Here is a 20,623-nt window from a genome sequence, read left to right on the forward strand (position 1 = left end):
GTCATATCAAGTTCGGTAGTTTTTTTAAAAATCCTTTATTTTTCAATAAGAATGTCGATAAAAGGAGAAATACATCACTAAAGCGAATATATAAATAGCAAAAATTACCTGTGGAGTGTAAGCAAATGGCGGTTGATATTAAGGCTAAAGTGAATGCGTTAACAAATGCAGTTAAAGCGGTTAAGCTACCTGTTCTGGCTGGGCCTAACTTTGCCGGGGGCTTGACCAAAACAAAGTCCGCTCTGGATGCGGTTGCAGATAGAATTAAGGTTAGTTACCTGATCTATCTTGCACTAATTCTTTTGCCAGTTGTTGTTGGTTTAGGTGCTTATTATGGCATTATTAATAGCCAGGCCCAGTTTGAAGCTGCTAACTTGCCGGAGAATCAGCTTGGGCGCAGGGGAGTGAATTTTACTGTAGACGATTTTGTTAAATATGCCGGACGTGGCGAAAAAGAGATTGCAGCGCTATTCATTGAGGCCGGAATGCCGCTTGACTCCTATCGAAAAAACGACGGCTTTACCCCACTACATGCTGCAGCTGCTTATGGGCGGACTGCTGTTGTGCGGCAATTGGCAGACAAAGGCGCTGACATCAATGTTCGTGATAAAGATGGACAGACCCCGCTTATGAAAGCTGTTTGGAATAGTCATGCCGATGTGGTCGCTGCCTTGCTGCAAAAGGGAGCTAATATTACTGTCAGCGATGCCCAGGGAAACAATATAATCACTATGGCCAAAAGCAGAAATGATCGTAAAGTGCTTGACATTCTTGTAAAAGCCGGAGTGCAAGACCTTAAAGAAGTTTTGGAGAAGGTTGCGCCTGCAGCCAAACAAACTGACAAAAAGCAAAACCCTGATGCGGCTAAGCAGATGCCGCAGATAGCCAAAAATGTATCGGCTCCGGCCAGCAGAGCAGGCTCTGTAAAGCCAACAATCGCAGCTGCTGCACCACCGGGAGAATTTGTTCTGGCGGCCGGTTATGCGGGCAGCATTAAAGTTGGTGACTCGGTAGAGAGTTTGTACCAGCGGTTTGGAACACAGGCTGTTTTTGCCGGGGAAGAATACTTTGGTGGTAGAACGTATAAGGTCCTGAAAATTAATGACCAGGGCACCGGGCTGCCGTCACTGACAGCTTTTGTTGCGCAGGTTAAGGATGGACAGGAGCAAATAATTACGGCTATTCGCCTTTTTGACAAACGCTATAAGACCGCAGGCGGTATAGGTGTAGAGGCTACATTAGGAGACCTAAGGCAGGGTGGTGGTATCAGCTCAATTGAGTATACTGATTCGCTATATGCTGTGGCGCAAAGCAGTAGAATGCGCTACGAGCTGGATATTAGTGCTGAAGCCGTGCCGGTAGTCTGGCTAAACGGCGGGGACACGAATTCGCTGCCTGACAATATGAAAATCAGGAGTATTTTCCTCTTCTAAATGCCGGTTTTTATTGACAGCATTGTTAGTGATATGATAATATCGTGTTACAACATTACAAGTTCCATTCAGGCTGATTAGACAGACTAAAGGCCCAGGAATTGCTCTAATGAGCGATTTTTTGGGCTTTTTATTATGCTCAGAAAAACTTATATAATTATAGGAGGTCAAAAAAATGGCGTTACCTGAAAACCTGAAATTTAACACGTTGGCTGTTCACGGCGGGCAAGAGCCTGATCCCACTACCGGCTCCCGGGCAGTACCGATCTATCAAACTACTTCCTACAATTTCCGCGATGCCGACCATGCTGCAAACCTGTTTGGCCTTAAAGAGTTTGGCAATATCTATACCCGGCTTATGAATCCGACCACCGATGTATTTGAGAAGCGGATTGCTGCCCTTGAAGGCGGTGTGGGAGCCCTGGCTTTTTCCTCCGGACATGCGGCCATTAGCGCGGCTATTTTCAATATTGCCCAGGCCGGCGATGAAATTGTTAGTTCGTCTACTTTGTATGGTGGTACATATAACATGTTCGCTTACACACTGCCACGACTGGGTATCAAAGTTACTTTTGTTGACCCCAGCGACCCGGCAAACTTTGCCAAGGCAATTACCCCGAAAACTAAGGCACTTTACGCCGAGACGATTGGTAATCCGAAGATTGATGTTTTAGATATTGAAAGCGTTGCAGCAATTGCTCACAATAATGGCATACCACTTATTATCGATAGTACTTTTGCTACCCCATATCTTTGCCGCCCAATTGACTTTGGTGCTGATATTGTTATCCACTCAGCAACTAAATTCATTGGCGGTCATGGCACCTCAATGGGTGGCGTTGTTATAGACAGCGGCAAATTTAATTGGGCTAATGGCAAATTCCCACTACTGTCTGAGCCGGACCCGAGCTATCATGATTTAAGTTATACCGCCGCCTTAGGCCCACTGGCCTTTATTATCCGTCTTCGTGTACAAGTCCTGCGGGACTTAGGCGGTTGCGTCAGTCCGTTCAATAGTTTTGCATTTCTGCAGGGACTGGAAACACTGCATCTGAGAATGGAGCGTCACAGCCAAAACGCGCAAACTGTAGCCGAATACCTGGCTAAGCATGAGCTTGTTTCCTGGGTCAGCTACCCTGGGCTCGAAAATCACCCGGATCACAAACTGGCCCGGAAATACCTGCCTAAAGGTGCCGGTGCTATCCTGACGTTTGGTATCAAAGGCGGCTTAGAGGCTGGCAGAACGTTTATTAACAGCCTTAAATTATTCTCGCTCCTGGCTAATGTCGGTGACTCTAAGTCACTGGTTATTCACCCTGCCAGCACAACACACTCCCAGCTGACTGCCGAACAGCTGACCGCAGCCGGTGTATCGGATGACATGGTGCGCCTGTCGGTCGGCATTGAAGATGTGCTTGATATAATCGGCGATCTTGAGCAGGCTTTTTCAGCAGTTAAGTAATATCGTTATGATAGGATTCGAGCTAGTTAACGATTAGCTTGTCAGTGAAACTGAAGGCTAAGTTCGCTTTCCCAGAGCGTCCTTAGCCTTTTTCTTTTACTTGAGAGGGGAACATGATGGAGACCGTTAAAGAAAAGATTATTGAACATGCCCAAAGTTTAGGGGCCGGTTTCGTAGGCTTTGCCCCTGTTGCCAGATGGGCAGAGTTTAACGAGGTGCAGAATGATTTCCGGCCGGACGCCATCTGGCCGCAGGCCAAAACGGTTATTGTTATTGGTGTCCCGATGCTCTTGCCAATACTGGAGACAACCCCATCTATATATTACAGCGAGTTATACAATACAAGTAACCGGTTATTAGATGAGATTGGCTACCGGCTTGCTATGTATCTAAACCGGCAAGGGCATGCCGCCACATTCTTTCCCCGGGACGCCTATGGGGATATTAAAGTTCTGGTAGATAATCCAAATGCCGCATTTAGCCATGTTTTTGCCGCTAAATATGCCGGCCTGGGGACGATTGGCTACAACCATACATTACTTAATCCTGAATACGGCCCGCGGATCAGGTATGTGTCTGTATTTACCGCCGCCCTGCTGCCGGGCGATCCGGTGATTACTAAAGACTTATGCATACAGTGCTGGTTGTGTCAGCGGCTATGTCCGTCGCAGGCCTTCACAACCCGGGAAGACAATATCATTGCTGCTATGGATAAAGAAGCCTGTGCCAGGCATCATAGTTTACTCCGGGAAGAGCACCGGTATCCTTGCGGCATATGTATTAAGGTGTGTCCGGTAGGACAAGACCGGAAGCTATATCAAAGCACCGGTGGCAAGGTATATCTGGATGAACCAGGCGCCATTGCTGAGAATCCTGAGGATCCCCGCTACCGGAATTTGGTTCATGTCCGTAAATACGGTTCAAAAGGTGATAGGATCTATTAGAAAATAATTTAATAAAGGTGGGTGTATCATGAAAAGGTTTTCGCAGCGTATAGCACGAATCCTGATACTGATAGTAATGGTGGTTGTCACTGCCGGTTGCGGCAGTCAGCAGGCCGCACCTGCGGCCGGTAAAGGCACTGGCAGCGACAAGCCGATTAAGGTGGGTGTGACGGCTGGTCCGCATGCCGAGATTATGGAGGTTGTAAAGAAAGTCGCTGAAAAAGATGGTCTCAATATCCAGATTGTCGAGTTCAACGACTATATGCAGCCTAACATTGCGCTTAATCAGGGCGATATTGATATTAACAGTTATCAGCACCAGCCATGGCTTGACAATCAAATTAAAGACCGCAAGTATGAAATAGTGTCTATTGCTAAAACAATTATTTTCCCCATGGGTATTTATTCTAAAAAGGTGAAAAACATCAACGACTTGCAACAAGGTGCGTCAATTGCCATTCCCAATGATCCTACAAATGGAGCCAGGGCTCTTAGCATTCTGGAGAAGAATGGTGTTATTAAACTTAAACCTAACGTCGGCATCACCGCAACTGCCAAAGATATTGTAGAAAACCCGAAAAACATAAAGGTTAAAGAAATTGATGCAGCCCAGATCCCTCGCTCGATGGATGACGTAGATATCGCAGCTATAAACACTAATTATGCTATGGTAGCCGGTTTAGTACCTAAACGCGACGCTATTGCCATCGAAGATCCTAATTCCCCCTATGCCAACTTGCTTGTGGTACGTACTGTGAATAAAGATAATCCGGTGTTCCAAAAACTCATAAAAGCCTACCACTCAGATGAAGTTAAGAAATATGTTGATGAAAAATACAGCGGGTCTGTTGCTATCACGTGGTAGTGTCGAAGAAATGAAGGGAGTATATGATGGATTTTGCAACAAAGGCTATTCATTTAGGGCATGAACTGGAGAAATCAACTGGTGCGGTTTCACCACCGATCTATTTAACAACAACATTTGAGCGCGAGGCTGATGGCAGTTATCCACGTGGTTATATTTACAGCCGTCTTTCAAACCCGAACCGGGATGCGTTAGAAAAGTGTCTTGCCGGTTTGGAAAACGGTGAAAGCGCGGCTGCGTTTTCTTCCGGTCTGGCGGCAATTATGACGCTGCTCCAGGCCCTAAAGCCTGGCGACCATGTACTGTCCTCCACAGACCTATATCATGGCACAGTCCATATGCTCAAAGATATCTTTGTTCCCTGGGGCCTCCAGGTAACGTTTGTAGATATGACAGATACTGCCGCGGTGGAAGCAGGCATTAAAGAGAATACCAAGCTCGTGTTCCTGGAGACTCCCTCAAATCCTACCTTGAAGATCACCGACATTGCGGCAGTTTCGGCGATTGCTCATCGTGCCGGGGCAGTATGTGCCTGCGATAACACGTGGGCCACCCCGGTTTTACAGCGGCCATTGGAGTTAGGAGCCGATTTGGTCATCCACTCAACCTCCAAGTATTTTGGCGGGCACAGTGATGTTCTGGGCGGCGCCCTTGTCAGCAAGCATGACGATGAGTTTTTCCAGAGGATCAGAATGATTCAACGAATTGGCGGTGCAGTCCCGGCCCCCTTTGACTGTTGGCTGGTGCTGCGTGGGACGCAGACCATACACTGCCGGGTAATGAATCAGTCAGAGAGTGCTTCCAAAATCGCCAGCTTCCTGGAGCAGCACCCTCAGGTTGAGAAAGTGTATTACCCCGGTCTTAGCAGTCATCAGGGGCATGAGATTGCAGCCAGGCAAATGAGTGGATTTGGCAGTATGTTATCTTTTCAGGTGCATGGCGGCAAAGAGAAGGCGCTGGAATTGACCGGGAAACTGAGGATAATATCACGGGCCACCAGTTTAGGCGGGGTAGAAAGTTTGATAGAACACCGGGCGTCCATCGAGGGACCGGGAAGTTTTACGCCCGATAATCTGCTGCGTTTTTCAGTCGGATTGGAGAATGTAGATGATCTAATAGCCGATTTAGAGCAGGCCCTGATATAGGAAATGACAATATTGAGAAAGTATTGAGTATGTATTGACAGGCTATATAACTAGTGTTACTATTTGTACTGGTAACTACATAGCGACTATTTATCATAAGGGCTCCTTTCTTTGTTGAAGGGGCTTTTCTTCTAAGGTAAAGCAGCACAAGTTATAGGGGGTAAATATGAGTTTTGACGCCATTAATGAGTATCGTAAAACCTTTCCGTCTAAACAGCAGGTGATTGAACAAACACCTGACCCAGGTGTCAGGGCTATGCTTAATCATTTAGATAAAGCCGGTATTCCTACCGCCTTTGACAGATTTGATGCCCAAAAACCACATTGCTCATTTGGTTTGGCAGGCACATGCTGCCGGATTTGTAATATGGGGCCATGCAGGATAACTGAAAAAAGTCCCAAGGGCGTTTGTGGTGCTGATGCCCACGTAATGGTCGCCCGCAACATATTGCGCTGGGTGGCTGCCGGTGTGGCAGCACATGGTGCCCGGGGGCGGGAAGTATTGTTAACGCTTAAAAAAGCGGCCAGCGGAGAGTTAGCTCTGCCACTGTTAGGACCGGAGAAGGTTTTGGCAACAGCCAAAGCGTTTGGGATCTATCAAGAGGATAAAACAGTGGCTGAGTTGGCCGAACAGCTTGCCGACCTGCTGCTTGAAGACATGTCCCGTGCCGTGCCGGCTACCCACCGGACCATTACCGCTATGGCCCCGCCTGAGCGGGTGGAGACCTGGTCCAAACTCGATATTATTCCTATCAGCTCCTATCATGAGGTATTTGAAGCCTTACACCGTACCGGAACAGGCACCGATGGCGACTGGGAAAACCTGATGAAACAACTGCTGCGCTGTGGACTGGCTTTTTCCTGGAACAGTGTGGTCGGTCCTTCGATTGCCGCCGACTGTCTCTACGGACCACCCAAACGCAGCCAAATCGAGACAAACTTTGCTTCTATTAAAGAGGAGTATGTTAATATTGCTTTGCATGGTCACTCACCGGTGCTGCCTTCGGCTTTGGTCCAGGCCAGCCGGGATCAGGAGCTTGTTGATCTGGCTAAAGCAGCGGGCGCTGCCGGCATCCGTCTCTATGGCATCTGCTGCTCCGGATTATCCTCGCTGTACCGCTATGGTGAGGTTCATCCTTTGAGCAACTCGCTTGGGGCTGAGCTTATTATGGGTACAGGGGCACTTGATGCGTGGGTAGCTGATTTGCAGGATATCTACCCGGCCATTATGGATGTAGCCGCCTGCTTCCATACCAAAGTAATTACAACCAGCGATTCCTGCCGTCTGCCGGGGGCTATTCACATGGCCTTTGATCATCAGCATTCTAATATGGATCAGATACTCGATCAAGCCAAAGACATTGTTAGACTTGCTATCCGGAATTACCCCGCGCGGCAGAAAGAGAATGTATACATCCCTGAAGTCAGTATCGAGGCTGAGGTTGGCTTCTCGGTGGAAAATATAACCCAGGCATTTGGCAGTCTGGACGAGCTGGCAGCTTTGATTAAAAGCGGTAAAATTAAAGGCATTGTTAATCTTGTCGGCTGTAACAACCCTAAGGTTGTTTACGAGCAGGCTATCCTCCAGGTAGCTGACATTTTGCTTGCCAATGATATCATTGTTCTTACTAATGGCTGTGCCTCATTCCCGCTGTTAAAGCTGGGGTATTGTAGTCAAAAAGCATTGGCTAAAGCTGGACCCGGACTTAACGAGGTGTTAGGTGCCCAAAAACTGCCACCAGTGTGGCATATGGGAGAATGTCTTGATAACGCCAGGGCTTCCGGCCTGTTTAGGGCACTTGCCGACAAGAGTGGACAACCACTCACCCGCATGCCGGTTGCTTTTGCCAGCCCGGAATGGTCAAATGAAAAAGGTGTGGGAGCAGCCTTGAGCTTCCGGTTAATGGGTTTAAACTCTTACCATTGCATCCAGGCTCCAGTACAGGGTTCTGATAAAGTAGCCAATTTCTTTGGCAAAGATACTCAGGATTTGCTTGGTTCTGTAATGGTAGTAGTAACCGATCCCCAAGGATTGGGTCAGAAGATTGTCGAGGATCTTGAGCACAGACGAAATCAATTAGGCTGGGATGGCCAATAATTTAGGGGGTATACAATGAACCGGAGAGATTTTATAAAGAAAAGTGTCTTCATGGCAGTGGGCCTTGCTGGTGGTATAAGCCTGGCTGGATGCGGCAGCAGCGGGCAGACCGGGGCAAATTCCACACCGTCTAAAACTAAACCAACAATAAAAGTGGGCTACTTGCCTATCACCGACCATCTGACGATGATTGCCCATGGTCAGACCGAGTTCCGCCAATTTGCACTGGAGCCTGTTAAGTTTTCAGGCTGGGCAGAACTGGCAGAGGCCCTCAAAGGGGGCGCAATTCAGGGTGCTTTTGCATTAACTCCTATTGGTATGAGCCTGCGGCAAAAGGGTGTGCCGGTTAAGGCCGTATTCTTAGGTCACCGTAATGGCTCGGTATTGACAGCTAAAAATGTTCCTGAACTTAACCGTATCGAGGACTTAAAAGGCAAGACAATTGCGATCCCCAGCAAGTTCTCCACCCATAATATTCTCATACAGAAACTGCTGACTGAAAAAGGCATTAATCCTAACACTGATGTAAAATTCCTGGACATGTCACCGCCTGAGATGGTTAACGCCCTGTCTACCGGTAAAATTGACGCCTTTATTGTTGCCGAACCTTTTGGCGGACAAGCCGAGATGCAAAAAGTCGGTAAAGTTCTGGTTCTAAGCAAAGATATTTGGCATGACCATATCTGCTGCGTCCTTAACGTTCAGGAAGAATTAATTCAGAAAAACCCTGAGGCTGTTGAGGAATTGGTAGGCGGCTTGGCTAAAGCAGCTAAGTTTATTGACGGCAATCCTCAGGAAGCGGCAAAATTGTCACTTAAATATCTGGGGCAAAAGCAGGAAGTCATTGAGCATGTGCTGACAAACCCTAAAGGCAGGATCACCTTTGATAACCTTGTTCCAGATATGAAAGACTTTACTGCCACCCAGGATTATTTGGTTCAATTTGGGATTACCAAAGACAAAATTGATTTAGCCCAATATATCGATGACCGGTTTGCCAAAAAGGCTTTTGGGGTGTGACCTGATTATGCAGACAAAGACCCTGAACAGAACTGCCGTTTTGCCGTGGCTGGCTATTGCCGCTTTCCTCGGACTATGGCAGGCTGTTGCCGGCTTTTATACGCCTGAACAGTTACCAGGACCCATGAAAGTTTTTGCCGGGTTAAAAGAATTGGCTGAAACCGGTGTATTGTGGGAACATATCCAGGTAAGCTTAATTAGATTTACTATCTCATACAGCCTGGCGCTGCTTGTTGCCGTTCCGCTCGGACTATTCCTGGGATGGCATACCTATTCACTCCAGGCACTGGGACCCATCCTGCAAATCCTGCGGCCAATTTCTCCGATTGCCTGGTTTCCGCTGGCCGTGTTATGGTTTGGTGTTGGCAATGCCCCGGCGATCTTTATCATTTTCTTATCAGCCCTTTTTCCTATTTTGTTGTCAACCATTAGTGCTGTAAGGAAAGTTGATCCTGTCTATTTAAAAGTAGCCCAGAATTTTGGTGTTAGTAGAACCATGCTGTTTACAAAAATCGTTATCCCCGCAGCCTTTCCCTATATCATGATTGGGCTGAACATTGCCATTGGTGTTGCCTGGATTCATTTGGTGGCTGGCGAGATGCTGGGCGCCCAATCCGGGCTTGGGTACTTAATCGTTGATTCCCGTAACTTTCTGCGGACAGACTGGATTATGGGCGGTATGCTGGTTGTCGGCCTTCTTGGACTTCTCATTAATACAATGATTGGCTGGGCGGAAAAAGAGATTAACCGAAAATGGGGAGTAGGCTAAAAGAGGTGATAACTTGGCAAAGATCGAAATAAATAACTTATGTAAAAGCTTTCAGGATACACAGGGAGAATCACTTGATGTACTTGTCGATGTTAATCTGGAGATAGCGGCTGGCGAGTTCTTATGCCTGCTTGGACCAAGCGGTTGCGGTAAGACAACCCTAATGAACCTAATGGCAGGATTTGAGAAACCCACACAGGGTACCCTGACGATTGACGGCCTGCCTGTCAGCCGTCCTGACCCCAAGCATATTACTATATTCCAGGACTATGGGCTGTTTCCATGGCGGAATGTTCTGGGCAATGTTGTTTTTGGCCTTGAGGCCAAGGGAATGAATAAGAAGGCAGCGAAAGAAAAGGCGGAAGAATATCTGGAATTAGTGGGTTTATCTCAGTTTTCCAGGAGTTTTCCTGGGCAGCTTTCCGGTGGGATGAAGCAGCGGGTGGCTATCGCCAGAGCACTGGCGGTCGAGCCTGACATCATTTTTATGGATGAACCTTTTGCTGCCCTGGATGCGTTTACCCGCTACAGGCTTCAGGATGAGGTACTAAGGATTTGGGCAGAAAAGAAACCTACGATTATATTTGTCACCCATGATATTGATGAGGCTGTGTACCTGGCCCAACGGCTTGCTATTATGACCCCTAATCCGGGGCGGATACAGCGAATTATTGATATTAAGCTGCCAAGGCCGTGCAACCGGGGTGACGCAGGTCTTGTTGCCTATCGCCAGCAGGTTTTCCAGGAATTTGAGTTAGTTCATGCCGTCAGTAGTGACTATAGTATTTAAGTATTAGCTATATAGGAGGGACTATGGTGCAGCTTACCGAAAAATTGAACAATCTGACACAAATGTTAAAAGAGATGGAAACAGTGATTGTAGCGTTCTCCGGCGGGGTTGACAGCAGCTTTTTGGCAGCAGCGGCTCAGCGGGCGTTAGGTGATAAAGCAGTGGCCGTAACTGCGTATTCAGAAACGCTGCCAGAGTCTGAGCGCCAGGAGGCAATCACTATTGCCCAGCAGATTGGCATTCGCCATGTTCTCTTACATATCAGCGAGCTGGTTAGCGAGGATTTTGTGGCCAATACCCCTGATCGCTGCTATTATTGTAAAAAAGAGCGGTTTGATGCTTTACGGCTATGGGCAGATGAGCAGGCGATAGCCTGGGTCTTAGAAGGCTCAAACGCCGACGATCAATCAGATTACCGGCCTGGCATGCGAGCTGTTGATGAACTGGCCGGCGTTCGCAGCCCCTTGCTGGAAGCGGGTCTAACCAAGGATGAAATCCGGACTTTGTCCCGTGAATGGGGCGTGCCTACCTGGAACAAACCCAGTGCCGCCTGTCTTTCCTCGCGGGTAGCCTACGGTTTGCCGATTACAGCAGAACGGCTTAAACAGATTGAACTAGCCGAGGCTTTTATTAAACAATTCTGTAGTGGACAAGTTCGGGTCAGACACCATGACAACCTGGCTCGGATTGAGGTTTCCCCGGCTGATATTCCCCTGTTAGCCGATCCTGAAAAGGCGACATTAATTAACGAAGAACTGCGTAAATTAGGGTTTACCTATGTTACGCTTGACTTGTCCGGCTATCGTACTGGCAGTATGAATGCTGTTTTGAATTTGAAGAACAAAGAATGAGAAAGACTTTGTGCCTCAATTGATTAACTGTTAGCCTTGTTAAGGTATTGACGGGCGTATTGCCGAGTGATAGAATGAACGAAAGTAGTATTTCGGCAAACCAGAAGCACAATAATACATAGTTAAGTAATAGCTGATCAGAAATCTGAAGGCTAAGGGCGGTATTAAACCCGCACTTAGCCTTTTTTTATTTTAATCCGTATTGTGAAAACAAGGAGGGGGATAACTATGGCAGTAGCTACTGTTTTATCACCACAGGAACAAAGGCTAAGTGAAGAACTTATCGGTAATTGCAAAGCTAGTGAGAGGGAAAGGCCGTATAAGATCTTTAATTCCTTTAAAGGCGCCCAGCCTAAGATCGACATAGAGCGGGCCCGGTTTTTTACCGATTCCTTTAAAGAAACCGAGGGGCAGCCGTTAATTCTGCGCTGGGCCAGGGCGCTTAAGCATATTGCTGAGAATATCACCGTTTATATCGATGATGATCAGCTGTTAGCCGGCAGAGCCGGGTGCCCGGGCAGGTATGGCGTTATTTATCCGGAACTGGATGGCTGCTTTTTGGATAGAATCACGGAACTATCCAGCCGGGTAGAATCGCCGTTTCAGATTTCTGAGGCAGATAGCCAGTATATTGAACAGGTGCTGGCGCCTTACTGGCAAGATAAAACCTTTTATGACAGTCTTGCCAACTCACTGCCGCCAGATGTTTTACGAGTAACCTATGACCCTGCCGATCTGTCTAAGTCCAGGTATATTGTGAATGAAACAGCAACGATGCGCTCCGCATTGCAATGGGTCCATGACTATGAGAAAGTACTAAAAAAGGGCTTTAAAGTGATCAGACAGGAGGCCCAAAGCCAGCTGGCGGCGCTTGACCTGTTTGACCCGAAGGACTCCCTGGAAAAGGCCCCTTTTCTTGAAGCCATCGTCCTGGTTTCCGACGCTATTATTATCTGGGCGAAGCGTCACGCGAGGCTGGCCGCCGGGCTTGCTGAAAAAGAAACAGATGCAAGGAGAAAAGAAGAGCTGCGGCAAATAGCCCAAATTTGTGAGTGGGTGCCTGAGAACGCACCACGTACCTTTTATGAAGCCGTCCAGGCCCAATGGTTTGTGCAAATGTTTTCCCGGTTAGAACAAAAGACCGGTGCCACCATCTCTAACGGCAGAATGGACCAATATCTCTACCCGTTTTACAGCAAAGATATAAGTAATGGCCGGATAGACCGTGAAGGGGCAAAAGAACTGCTAGAGTGTATGTGGGTAGGTATGGCGCAGTATATTGATCTGTATGTCAGCCCGGCAGGTGCCTGCTTTAATGAGGCCTATGCTCACTGGGAAGCCGTCACTATCGGTGGTCAGGATGAGAATGGCGATGATGCTACGAATGAACTAACCTATTTGCTGCTGGAATCGAAACGGGAATTCCCAATCAACTATCCTGACCTGGCCGCCCGGGTTCACGCCCGTTCACCAGAGCGTTATCTCTATGAGGTAGCAGAGACGGTAAAAGAGGGTTCCGGTTTCCCGAAGCTGATCAATGATGAAGAGGTTATTCCGCTGCTTGTTGCTAAGGGCGCTACTTTTAAAGAGGCCAATACCTACGCAGTCTCAGGGTGCACTGAGGTTAGAATGCCAAACCGGGATACGTATACCAGTCCGTGCGCATATGTTAATATCGCAGCAGCCCTGGAGTTGGTCCTGAACAATGGCAAAATGAAACTGTACGGTGATGAACTGTTAACTGTTGAAACAGGTAATCCGGGAAGTTTCGGGGCCTGGGATGAATTGTGGCAGGCGTATATTACCCAGCAGACCTATTTACTCAAACAGGCTTTTAAACAACAGTATATCGTTAATAAGCTGCGGGAAAAACACTTTGCCGCACCACTGGGCTCAGCCTTACATGAACAATGCCTGAAAAATTACAAGGATCTTCATTCAGCAAACATCGAGGGTGGCATTGACCTGGGCTACTTTGATATTATCGGCTATGGTACGGTAGTCGATTCGCTGGCAGCCATTAAGAAGCTGGTCTATGAAGATAAGAAACTAACCCTTGTTGAGCTGTTAGCGGCACTGGAGAGTGACTTTCAGGGCTATGAGGCTACCAGGCAATTACTATTAAACGCTCCCAGGTATGGTAATAATGATCCTTATGCCGATTCGATAGCCAAGAATATCGATTTAGCCGCCCTTGAGTTTACCCATAAATACTCCCAGGCAATTGGTGCCAGCCTTGATGTGCGGTATGTACCGGTTACCTCCCATGTTCCCTTTGGAAAAGTTGTTGGTGCTACGGCAAATGGCAGAAAAGCGGGTGCAGCTCTTTCTGACGGGTCTTCGGCTTCCCATGGCGCAGATACTAAAGGACCAACCGCGGTGCTGATGTCTAACGCGCGCTCCAAGAATATGGGCTTTAAAGAACGGGCATCAAGGCTGCTGAATATCAAATTAAGCCCGGCATGCGTGCAGGGCGAAGCAGGAACAAGCAAAATTACGTCTTTTATCAGGAGCTGGTGTGACCTAAAACTCTGGCATCTGCAATTTAATATTATCAATAAGCAAACCTTGCTTGCCGCGCAAAAAGAGCCGGAGAAATACCGGAATCTGCTGGTGCGGGTTGCGGGTTATAGTGCTTATTTTACCGACCTTTCGCCTGATCTGCAAAATGATGTTATTGCCAGGACTGAGCATAGTTTGTAGGAGGGTATATGATGGAACCCCAGGACAAACGCTCTGGTTATGTTTTTAATATCCAGCAATTCTCGGTACATGATGGGCCGGGGATCAGAACAACTGTGTTTCTAAAAGGCTGCCCGCTGCGGTGCAACTGGTGCAGCAACCCCGAATCCCAGGAGCGTAATCCTGAGCTTGCTTACAACCTGAGTAAGTGTATTGGTATTGCTGCCTGTGGCCGGTGTCTGCAGGTTTGCCCTAATAATGCACTGCAGGCAGGAGCGGATAGTAAACCTGTGGTTGTCAGGGCTGCCTGCAGAAAATGTTTCCGCTGTGCCGGTGTGTGTCCCTCAACTGCGTTAAGCGTTTTCGGGCAGCGCATGAGTGTTGAGGCTATTCTGGCAGTGGTAGAACAAGATCAGGCATTTTTCTCCAGATCGGAAGGAGGCCTGACAATTAGTGGCGGGGAGCCTTTAATGCAGCCTGATTTTACAATTGCCCTCTTGCAGGAAGCCAAACGCAGGCGGATAAATACCGCGATGGAAACCAGCGGTTATGCTGAGTGGCCGGCGTTGGAACAGGCAAGCAAGTATTTGAACACGCTTATCTATGATATAAAATGTCTGGGTTCGGATAGGCATCGTGAGCAAACCCAGCTAGCCAACGATATTATCCTTGAGAATTTCGTCAAGGTGACAGAGGCCTTTCCCAGCTTGTCTATCCTTGTCAGAACACCTGTAATTCCCGGCTTTAATGATTCTGAGGAAGATATTGCAGCCATAACAAATTTTATTAAGCAAAGGCCCAATATTAGTTATGAGTTGTTGCCATATCACCGTTTAGGACAGCAAAAATACGAATATCTGGGAAGAAACTATCCTCTGGGTAATATAAGCTTAACGAAGGAGCAGCTTGAGCGGCTGAACACGGTAAAAACTGTTTATGACAACCCCCTTAAATCCTGATATTACCATTGACACTGCTGGTGCGATATGGTAATATTAGGGCAATATTTAGCTAGGCTGATTAGAAAAAACTGAAGGCCGAAGCAGTTGGTAGTATAGTACCGACTCTTCCGGCCTTTTTCATTTTTTAACAGGTATACTAATCTATAAGGCTGTGCCTGCGCCCCTGGGGGATTGAGAGGTGTACACAGATTGAATGTCACAAAACAGCTTGAACTAACAATTAATCAGAAAGAGCAACTGCTGGAGCGGGAGATCGCCAAGTTCGCTAAAGAGCGAATTGGTAAAGGGCCAAGTAAAACCGAAGTGCGCATCACTGAGGGTATTCTTATTTGTGTGCAGTATGGTTTCCTAACAAAAGCGGAGGAGTTAATAATCCAGTCAGGCCATTGGGATAAGGTTATTGACTATCGTAGAGTATATATTCTGCAATGTGTTAAAGATATTGAGGAGATTATTTACCGGGTACTTAAGCGGAGGATAAAGTATTTCTTCCCAAGTTGGCTATCCGAAGAAAACTTGTCATGCTGGACAATTTATCTGGATTAAAAGCCTGATAAAGGCAAAAATCCTTTAATAAATAGTTATGCTTCTTAACAAAGAACAGATAACTACCTTTTGGTAGCCGTCTGTTCTTTTTTATATTGTGCTAAGAAGGAGGTGAGTCTGACTGCAGTGGGTAGTCTGTCAGGGGGTGAAGGGGCCGGAAAGACGTTTTACTACTAAGTAATTTGAGGAGGGATTGTATGTTAGGGAAAAAGATGTTTATGGGATGCTTGCTGATTATGTTTATTACAGCAAACCTGTTAATCGCAGGGTGCTCGGGGAAAAAACCGGGCAGTACAGCGGGAAGTGCGACAGAGACGCCGCAATCCCCAAAAGAAGTTGTAAAAATAGGAATCGGATATCAGGCACCAACCGCTCAAACCTGGGGCGCGTTAATTATTAAAAATAAAAAACTCTATGAAAAGTATCTGCAGGAAAAGTATCCAGATAAGGTGTTTGAGATTGAATGGTTCAATTCACCCTCAGGTCCCCCGCTGACGAATAATATGATTGCAGGCAAATTGCAACTGGCACTCATGGGAGACATGCCCATATTAATTAATGGCGAGCAAGGACAGACATCGCGCAATTACAAATCAGTGTTCCTTGCTTTTGACGGCAAAGGTGCGGGTGGTAAGAACCAGGCCATCTTAATCCCTAAAGGCAGCAACACTAAAATAGAAGACCTGAAAGGTAAAACAATTTCGACAATTCTTGGATCTAGTGCGCACCGGATGCTGCTGGTCGCTCTGGATAAATATGGCCTAACTAACGATGTAACAATTGTTAATCAGGACGTAACCGTGGGCATGAGCAATATCGAACAAAACAAAATCACAGCCCATGCTACCTGGGAGCCCTACCCCAGCCTGATTCAAACGAAAGGTATCGGTGATGTTTTGCTTGATGGCAGTGAAACTAATGTGGACTATCTAGACGGGGTTGTGGCTGATCGCACCTGGGTGGAAAATAATCAGGGCTATGCAGTTGCTTTTTTAAAGGCATTGATTGATTCGCACAAATTCATTAGAGAGAATCCAGAGGAAGCGGCACGAATCTTTCATGAGGAAACTCAGTATCCGCTTGATGTAACCCAAAAGGTTGTTCAAAATATCAGATTTGATGCAGCCATATACACAAAAGACATAACAACGCTGGCGGGCAGCCGGGATTTCCTGAAAAAGCTTGAAAAACTCAAGAATATCGATTTGAACAAGTTTGTTGACGACCAGTATGTAAAAGCCGCTTTTAAGGAGTTAGGCTACCAATATCCTACCGACGCTGAACTGAAAAGTGATTGGATTCCGTTAAAATAGGGGTGGTGATATGTCAGACCCGGCTACTTTTCAATACAAAATGGTCAGGGCAATCAGAAGGATAATAGCTATTACTGTTTTTATCGGCATATGGCAGGTTCTGGTTGGCAATAATGTCATGTCGCCGCTAATGTTTGGCAATCTCCCTTCGCCGGCAGAGGTTTTGGAAACCTTTATTACAGTTTCTCAGAAACCGGTATACTACTATCATATCTTGGTGAGTTTCGGGAGAATCATCGCCGGTAGCTTACTGGCCTTGCCACTGGCTGTGTTTTTCGGGCTGCTAATTGGACTGTCAAGGCTTGCTGAGGATTTGTTGCTGTCAATCTTTGACATGCTGCGCCCCATTCCCCAAATATCCTGGATACCGGTAGCCATATTAGTTTTCCCCTCGGTGGAGGGCAGTATCATCTTTATTACTTTTCTTGGCGCTTTTTTCCCCATTCTCGTCAATACGATTGCCGGCGTGGCCAGCGTCAACCCATCCTTAATTATTGCGGCCAAGAGTATGAATGCTACTAGGTTACAACTTTTAAGGTATATTTACTTACCGGGGATCACCCCCAATATATTCACTGGTTTCACAATCGGCATCGGAGTATCCTGGATGAGTGTAATTGCAGCCGAAATGATTTCCGGGAAATACGGAATTGGTTATTATACCTGGACTTCCTATACGCTGATGGCGTATGCGGAGACCATTATCGGGATGATTACCATTGGCGCAATGGGGACAGTGTGTTTTGAGCTAACCAAGATAATTGAAAGAAGCTTGTTAAAATGGCGTGAAGAGATTGGGGGTTAGACCATGGCAATCCTGGTACACGATGTTCGAAAATCATTTACTCTGCAAAAAGACAGAGAGGTTGTTGCCTTAAATGACGTAAGTCTCAGCGTAGACGATCATGAATTTCTTTGTTTACTGGGGCCGTCTGGTTGTGGCAAAAGCACACTGCTGAAGATTATTGCCGGCCTCGAACAGCCAAGCGCCGGCTGGGTGGAGATTGATGGTCAGAGGATTACTGCACCAGGCAGCGACCGCGCTATTGTTTTTCAGGATTATGCGTTATTTCCATGGCGAACAGTTGTTGAAAATGTTCAATTTGGCTTGGATTTAAAAAAAGTACCGGCTAAAGCGGCCCGGGCTAAGGCCCTTGAATATGTAAACATGGTAAGTCTCTGTGACTACGCCAATGTGTATCCTCACCAGTTATCCGGAGGTATGCAGCAAAGGGTGGCAATCGCCCGCGCCCTTGTTCTTGAGCCTAAGATTCTATTGATGGATGAACCGTTCGGGGCTTTGGATGCTTTTACCCGGATGCAGCTTCAGCTTGAGGTTACCAGCATCTGCGAGCAGAATAGCCCAACAGTGATTTTTGTAACCCATGATATTGACGAGGCTATTTATCTTGGCGATAGGGTAGTAATTATGACACCCAATCCTGGTAAAGTAAACTCTATCGTTAACGTTCAGTTGCCAAAACCCCGCAACAGGACAGACTATGATTTTAATAAAATCCGCGATCATGTTTTTAGGGAATTTTCACTAGTCACTGAAACTTCTTTAGAATATGCCATATAAGAAAAAATAGGAGGAATAGGAATGGCAGTACATTTTATCTCGGCTGACGTAAGTATTATTGGCGGTGGCAGTGCAGGCACTATTGCGGCAATTAAGGCTAAAAGTAAAAACCCTGAGGCCAAAGTCCTTATTCTCGATAAAGGCCCGATAGAGACCTCGGGCGCGATTGGCAGAGGGATGGATGCTCTGAATATTGTAGCTGTTCCCGGCTATGGAACACCCGAAAATGTAGTGGAGGCGCTGACTAAGGTCACAGAGGGGATATTAGACCAGGAATGTGCCTATGTGCTTGGTGAAAAGAGCCTGCAGGTGATTAAGGATCTTGAGGAATATACCAATCGCGAGCCTGGTGATTTGTTCCCGATTGATGAAAACGGTAATTATAAAGCCAGCTTTTTACACCCTACTGAACATCCCTTGTACCTGGCCATGGACGGGGAGGATATCAAGCGGGCGTTAGCAAAACGGGTCCGGGATCTGGGGGTGCAGGTACTTGATTTTACGCCTGCCGTACGTTTGTTGACTACTGACAACCGGGTGTCGGCTCTGATTGCCTTTAATATTCGCACAGGTGACTTTTATGTAATTAATACACCGACAGTCATCTTGACTGCAGGTGCTGTGGGTAAGTTTGGTCTGCCGCGGGACGGCTATCTCAGTGGTTTGTACGAATTCCCCGGTAATACCGGCGAGGGATATGCCATGGCATACCATGCAGGTGCTAAATTGATAAATCTGGAATGTTTTCAGACCAACCTATTGATGAAAGACTATAATGGCCCTGCGTGCGGTTATGTTGTCATACCAAGAGGTGGCTATGGTGTAAATGCATTAGGAGAGAAATACTGGACGCATGGATACTGGTCAGGAGATATGTTCCTGGCAGTCTGGCGGGAATTCCAGGAGGGAAGAGGACCTGTTTATCTGAAAATGGATCATCTGCCTGAAGAAACGATTCAAGGTTTGGAGAAAATTCTATGGGGGACTGAACGTACCTCACGGGGGCTCTTCCATATCCAGCGGAGCGAAAACTACAGACGGTGGGACTCTGTTGAGCAAGGTATGGAAGAAATAACACTATGCAGTGGCCATAGCATGTCAGGAATACAGGTAAATAAGCATACGGAGACTAACGTGCCCGGCCTGTATGCTGCCGGTGATTGCGCGGCAGTTCCGCATCAGTACCTTACAGGGGCTTTCGTGTTTGGCAGTATTGCTGGCGAGCGTGCGGCCGAGTTTGCGAAAACGCATAAGGCGCCACAGGTGGATGTAGATGTAAATCAACTGATAAAAGAGATTGTACGGCCGCTGGAACTGGAAGAAGGCATCCCAGTGGAGCAAGTTGAGTATAAGATTCGTTCTAAGATAAGCCAATATCTAACGCCCCCTAAGAGTGACCCGCTGATGACCAAGCTATTATGGTGGATTGAGCGGATTCGCCAAGAGGATCTGCCTCGCATAAAGGTCAATGATTATCATGATTTAATCAAAGTAACCGAGGTGCAGAGCATTATCGATTGTGCGGAAATGGCGGCAAGAGCATCGCTGTACCGGACCGAAAGCAGATGGGGGCTGGGTCATTACCGCCTGGCATATCCCAAGCGGGACCCAGACTGGGATAATAAGTGGGTAGTATTAAATAAGGATAAAGCTTCAGGGAAAATGACGCCCTCGCAACAAGCAGTACCCAGCCCCCGGTGGACTTTTCCGGCCAGGCTGGATTATGAATACCCGTCTTTACATCTTAATATCGGTACCGGGTATAAGCACCCGCCTAATAAAGTAAGAGACCCGTGGATTGAGGAAAAGGTGCAAAGAGAGGGTTTTGAGATTCCGACCCGGTTTGTTCCTGGAAAAGGAGGCGTAAACTAATGAGCTGCAAAGAAGGAAAACAGTATCAATGGCTTGACTTTAGTGGGGAAAAATGTAGCGCCTGCGGTTTGTGCATTGACTATTGCCCCCGTGACGTTTTGCGAAAAGGCGACGAGGGTGTGCCGTTTATGAAATATCGGGATGACTGCTGGTATTGTGACATTTGCTCGTTTGTTTGCCCGCATAAAGCGATTACACTGAAGGAGGTTCCCTATCTTATTAAATAGAGTTTTCAGAGAAGTTTTATCCCCTCTTCTGGTAATTATTCACATTGACAGCCATTTAAAGG

18 protein-coding genes are annotated in these 20,623 nt (G+C 47.0%); all 18 read left to right on the forward strand.

Annotation, left to right across the window (positions count from 1 at the left end; translation table 11 throughout):
- Positions 1-125: 125 nt before the first annotated feature.
- A complete protein-coding gene (locus tag VN379_RS06325) occupies positions 126-1,433 on the forward strand; it encodes an ankyrin repeat domain-containing protein (protein ID WP_325531948.1) in 1,308 nt (435 codons plus the stop codon).
- 175 nt (positions 1,434-1,608) lie between these two features.
- The gene (locus VN379_RS06330) at positions 1,609-2,895 is read left to right on the forward strand and encodes a homocysteine synthase (protein WP_325531950.1); all 1,287 of its coding nucleotides are present in this window, start codon (positions 1,609-1,611) and stop codon (positions 2,893-2,895) included.
- 113 nt (positions 2,896-3,008) lie between these two features.
- Positions 3,009-3,839, forward strand: a complete 831-nt coding sequence (locus tag VN379_RS06335) for a 4Fe-4S dicluster domain-containing protein (RefSeq protein ID WP_325531952.1) — start codon at positions 3,009-3,011, stop codon at positions 3,837-3,839.
- A gap of 28 nt (positions 3,840-3,867) precedes the next feature.
- Positions 3,868-4,704, forward strand: a complete 837-nt coding sequence (locus tag VN379_RS06340) for a MetQ/NlpA family ABC transporter substrate-binding protein (protein WP_325531955.1) — start codon at positions 3,868-3,870, stop codon at positions 4,702-4,704.
- 23 nt (positions 4,705-4,727) lie between these two features.
- On the forward strand, positions 4,728-5,849 hold the full coding sequence (locus VN379_RS06345) for a trans-sulfuration enzyme family protein (RefSeq protein ID WP_325531958.1): 1,122 nt from the start codon (positions 4,728-4,730) through the stop codon (positions 5,847-5,849).
- 166 nt (positions 5,850-6,015) lie between these two features.
- Complete coding sequence (gene cooS / locus VN379_RS06350; protein WP_325531960.1) at positions 6,016-7,947, forward strand: anaerobic carbon-monoxide dehydrogenase catalytic subunit; 1,932 nt, start codon at positions 6,016-6,018, stop codon at positions 7,945-7,947.
- A 15-nt stretch (positions 7,948-7,962) separates the two neighbouring features.
- Positions 7,963-8,967, forward strand: a complete 1,005-nt coding sequence (locus VN379_RS06355; RefSeq protein ID WP_325531962.1) for an ABC transporter substrate-binding protein — start codon at positions 7,963-7,965, stop codon at positions 8,965-8,967.
- A gap of 7 nt (positions 8,968-8,974) precedes the next feature.
- On the forward strand, positions 8,975-9,736 hold the full coding sequence (locus VN379_RS06360; protein ID WP_325531964.1) for an ABC transporter permease: 762 nt from the start codon (positions 8,975-8,977) through the stop codon (positions 9,734-9,736).
- Between the two features lie 13 nt (positions 9,737-9,749).
- Positions 9,750-10,526, forward strand: a complete 777-nt coding sequence (locus tag VN379_RS06365) for an ABC transporter ATP-binding protein (protein ID WP_325531966.1) — start codon at positions 9,750-9,752, stop codon at positions 10,524-10,526.
- Between the two features lie 23 nt (positions 10,527-10,549).
- Positions 10,550-11,377 carry an ATP-dependent sacrificial sulfur transferase LarE gene (gene larE, locus VN379_RS06370; RefSeq protein ID WP_325531968.1) on the forward strand — a complete coding sequence of 276 codons (828 nt, stop codon included), beginning with the start codon at positions 10,550-10,552 and terminating at the stop codon, positions 11,375-11,377.
- 228 nt (positions 11,378-11,605) lie between these two features.
- Positions 11,606-14,080 carry a (2S)-3-sulfopropanediol dehydratase gene (gene hpsG / locus VN379_RS06375; RefSeq protein ID WP_325531970.1) on the forward strand — a complete coding sequence of 825 codons (2,475 nt, stop codon included), beginning with the start codon at positions 11,606-11,608 and terminating at the stop codon, positions 14,078-14,080.
- A gap of 8 nt (positions 14,081-14,088) precedes the next feature.
- Positions 14,089-15,018 carry a (2S)-3-sulfopropanediol dehydratase activating enzyme gene (hpsH, locus tag VN379_RS06380; RefSeq protein ID WP_325531972.1) on the forward strand — a complete coding sequence of 310 codons (930 nt, stop codon included), beginning with the start codon at positions 14,089-14,091 and terminating at the stop codon, positions 15,016-15,018.
- Positions 15,019-15,210: 192 nt separating this feature from the next.
- Positions 15,211-15,567, forward strand: coding sequence for a Na-translocating system protein MpsC family protein (locus tag VN379_RS06385; protein WP_325531974.1), 357 nt, complete (start codon positions 15,211-15,213; stop codon positions 15,565-15,567).
- A gap of 197 nt (positions 15,568-15,764) precedes the next feature.
- Positions 15,765-16,880, forward strand: a complete 1,116-nt coding sequence (locus VN379_RS06390) for an ABC transporter substrate-binding protein (RefSeq protein ID WP_325531976.1) — start codon at positions 15,765-15,767, stop codon at positions 16,878-16,880.
- A gap of 10 nt (positions 16,881-16,890) precedes the next feature.
- On the forward strand, positions 16,891-17,685 hold the full coding sequence (locus VN379_RS06395; RefSeq protein ID WP_325531978.1) for an ABC transporter permease: 795 nt from the start codon (positions 16,891-16,893) through the stop codon (positions 17,683-17,685).
- A 3-nt stretch (positions 17,686-17,688) separates the two neighbouring features.
- Positions 17,689-18,462, forward strand: a complete 774-nt coding sequence (locus VN379_RS06400; RefSeq protein WP_325531980.1) for an ABC transporter ATP-binding protein — start codon at positions 17,689-17,691, stop codon at positions 18,460-18,462.
- Positions 18,463-18,483: 21 nt separating this feature from the next.
- The gene (locus VN379_RS06405; RefSeq protein ID WP_325531982.1) at positions 18,484-20,334 is read left to right on the forward strand and encodes a fumarate reductase/succinate dehydrogenase flavoprotein subunit; all 1,851 of its coding nucleotides are present in this window, start codon (positions 18,484-18,486) and stop codon (positions 20,332-20,334) included.
- Positions 20,334-20,561 carry a 4Fe-4S dicluster domain-containing protein gene (locus tag VN379_RS06410; protein ID WP_325531984.1) on the forward strand — a complete coding sequence of 76 codons (228 nt, stop codon included), beginning with the start codon at positions 20,334-20,336 and terminating at the stop codon, positions 20,559-20,561. Before VN379_RS06405 ends, VN379_RS06410 begins: the two co-directional genes overlap by 1 nt.
- Positions 20,562-20,623 lie beyond the last annotated feature (62 nt).

This window comes from Sporomusa sp. (assembly GCF_035561255.1).
In the GTDB taxonomy this organism is placed as follows: domain Bacteria; phylum Bacillota; class Negativicutes; order Sporomusales; family Sporomusaceae; genus Sporomusa.

What these genes read in the sequence shown, in the direction of transcription:
- VN379_RS06390 (WP_325531976.1), top strand. Translation starts at nt 15,765, where the DNA reads ATGTTAGGGAAAAAGATGTTTATGGGATGCTTGCTGATTATGTTTATT.
- hpsH (WP_325531972.1), top strand. Translation starts at nt 14,089, where the DNA reads ATGATGGAACCCCAGGACAAACGCTCTGGTTATGTTTTTAATATCCAG.
- VN379_RS06400 (WP_325531980.1), top strand. Translation starts at nt 17,689, where the DNA reads ATGGCAATCCTGGTACACGATGTTCGAAAATCATTTACTCTGCAAAAA.
- VN379_RS06405 (WP_325531982.1), top strand. Translation starts at nt 18,484, where the DNA reads ATGGCAGTACATTTTATCTCGGCTGACGTAAGTATTATTGGCGGTGGC.
- VN379_RS06395 (WP_325531978.1), top strand. Translation starts at nt 16,891, where the DNA reads ATGTCAGACCCGGCTACTTTTCAATACAAAATGGTCAGGGCAATCAGA.
- VN379_RS06330 (WP_325531950.1), top strand. Translation starts at nt 1,609, where the DNA reads ATGGCGTTACCTGAAAACCTGAAATTTAACACGTTGGCTGTTCACGGC.
- VN379_RS06335 (WP_325531952.1), top strand. Translation starts at nt 3,009, where the DNA reads ATGATGGAGACCGTTAAAGAAAAGATTATTGAACATGCCCAAAGTTTA.
- larE (WP_325531968.1), top strand. Translation starts at nt 10,550, where the DNA reads ATGGTGCAGCTTACCGAAAAATTGAACAATCTGACACAAATGTTAAAA.
- VN379_RS06410 (WP_325531984.1), top strand. Translation starts at nt 20,334, where the DNA reads ATGAGCTGCAAAGAAGGAAAACAGTATCAATGGCTTGACTTTAGTGGG.
- VN379_RS06325 (WP_325531948.1), top strand. Translation starts at nt 126, where the DNA reads ATGGCGGTTGATATTAAGGCTAAAGTGAATGCGTTAACAAATGCAGTT.
- VN379_RS06340 (WP_325531955.1), top strand. Translation starts at nt 3,868, where the DNA reads ATGAAAAGGTTTTCGCAGCGTATAGCACGAATCCTGATACTGATAGTA.
- cooS (WP_325531960.1), top strand. Translation starts at nt 6,016, where the DNA reads ATGAGTTTTGACGCCATTAATGAGTATCGTAAAACCTTTCCGTCTAAA.
- VN379_RS06345 (WP_325531958.1), top strand. Translation starts at nt 4,728, where the DNA reads ATGATGGATTTTGCAACAAAGGCTATTCATTTAGGGCATGAACTGGAG.
- VN379_RS06355 (WP_325531962.1), top strand. Translation starts at nt 7,963, where the DNA reads ATGAACCGGAGAGATTTTATAAAGAAAAGTGTCTTCATGGCAGTGGGC.
- hpsG (WP_325531970.1), top strand. Translation starts at nt 11,606, where the DNA reads ATGGCAGTAGCTACTGTTTTATCACCACAGGAACAAAGGCTAAGTGAA.
- VN379_RS06360 (WP_325531964.1), top strand. Translation starts at nt 8,975, where the DNA reads ATGCAGACAAAGACCCTGAACAGAACTGCCGTTTTGCCGTGGCTGGCT.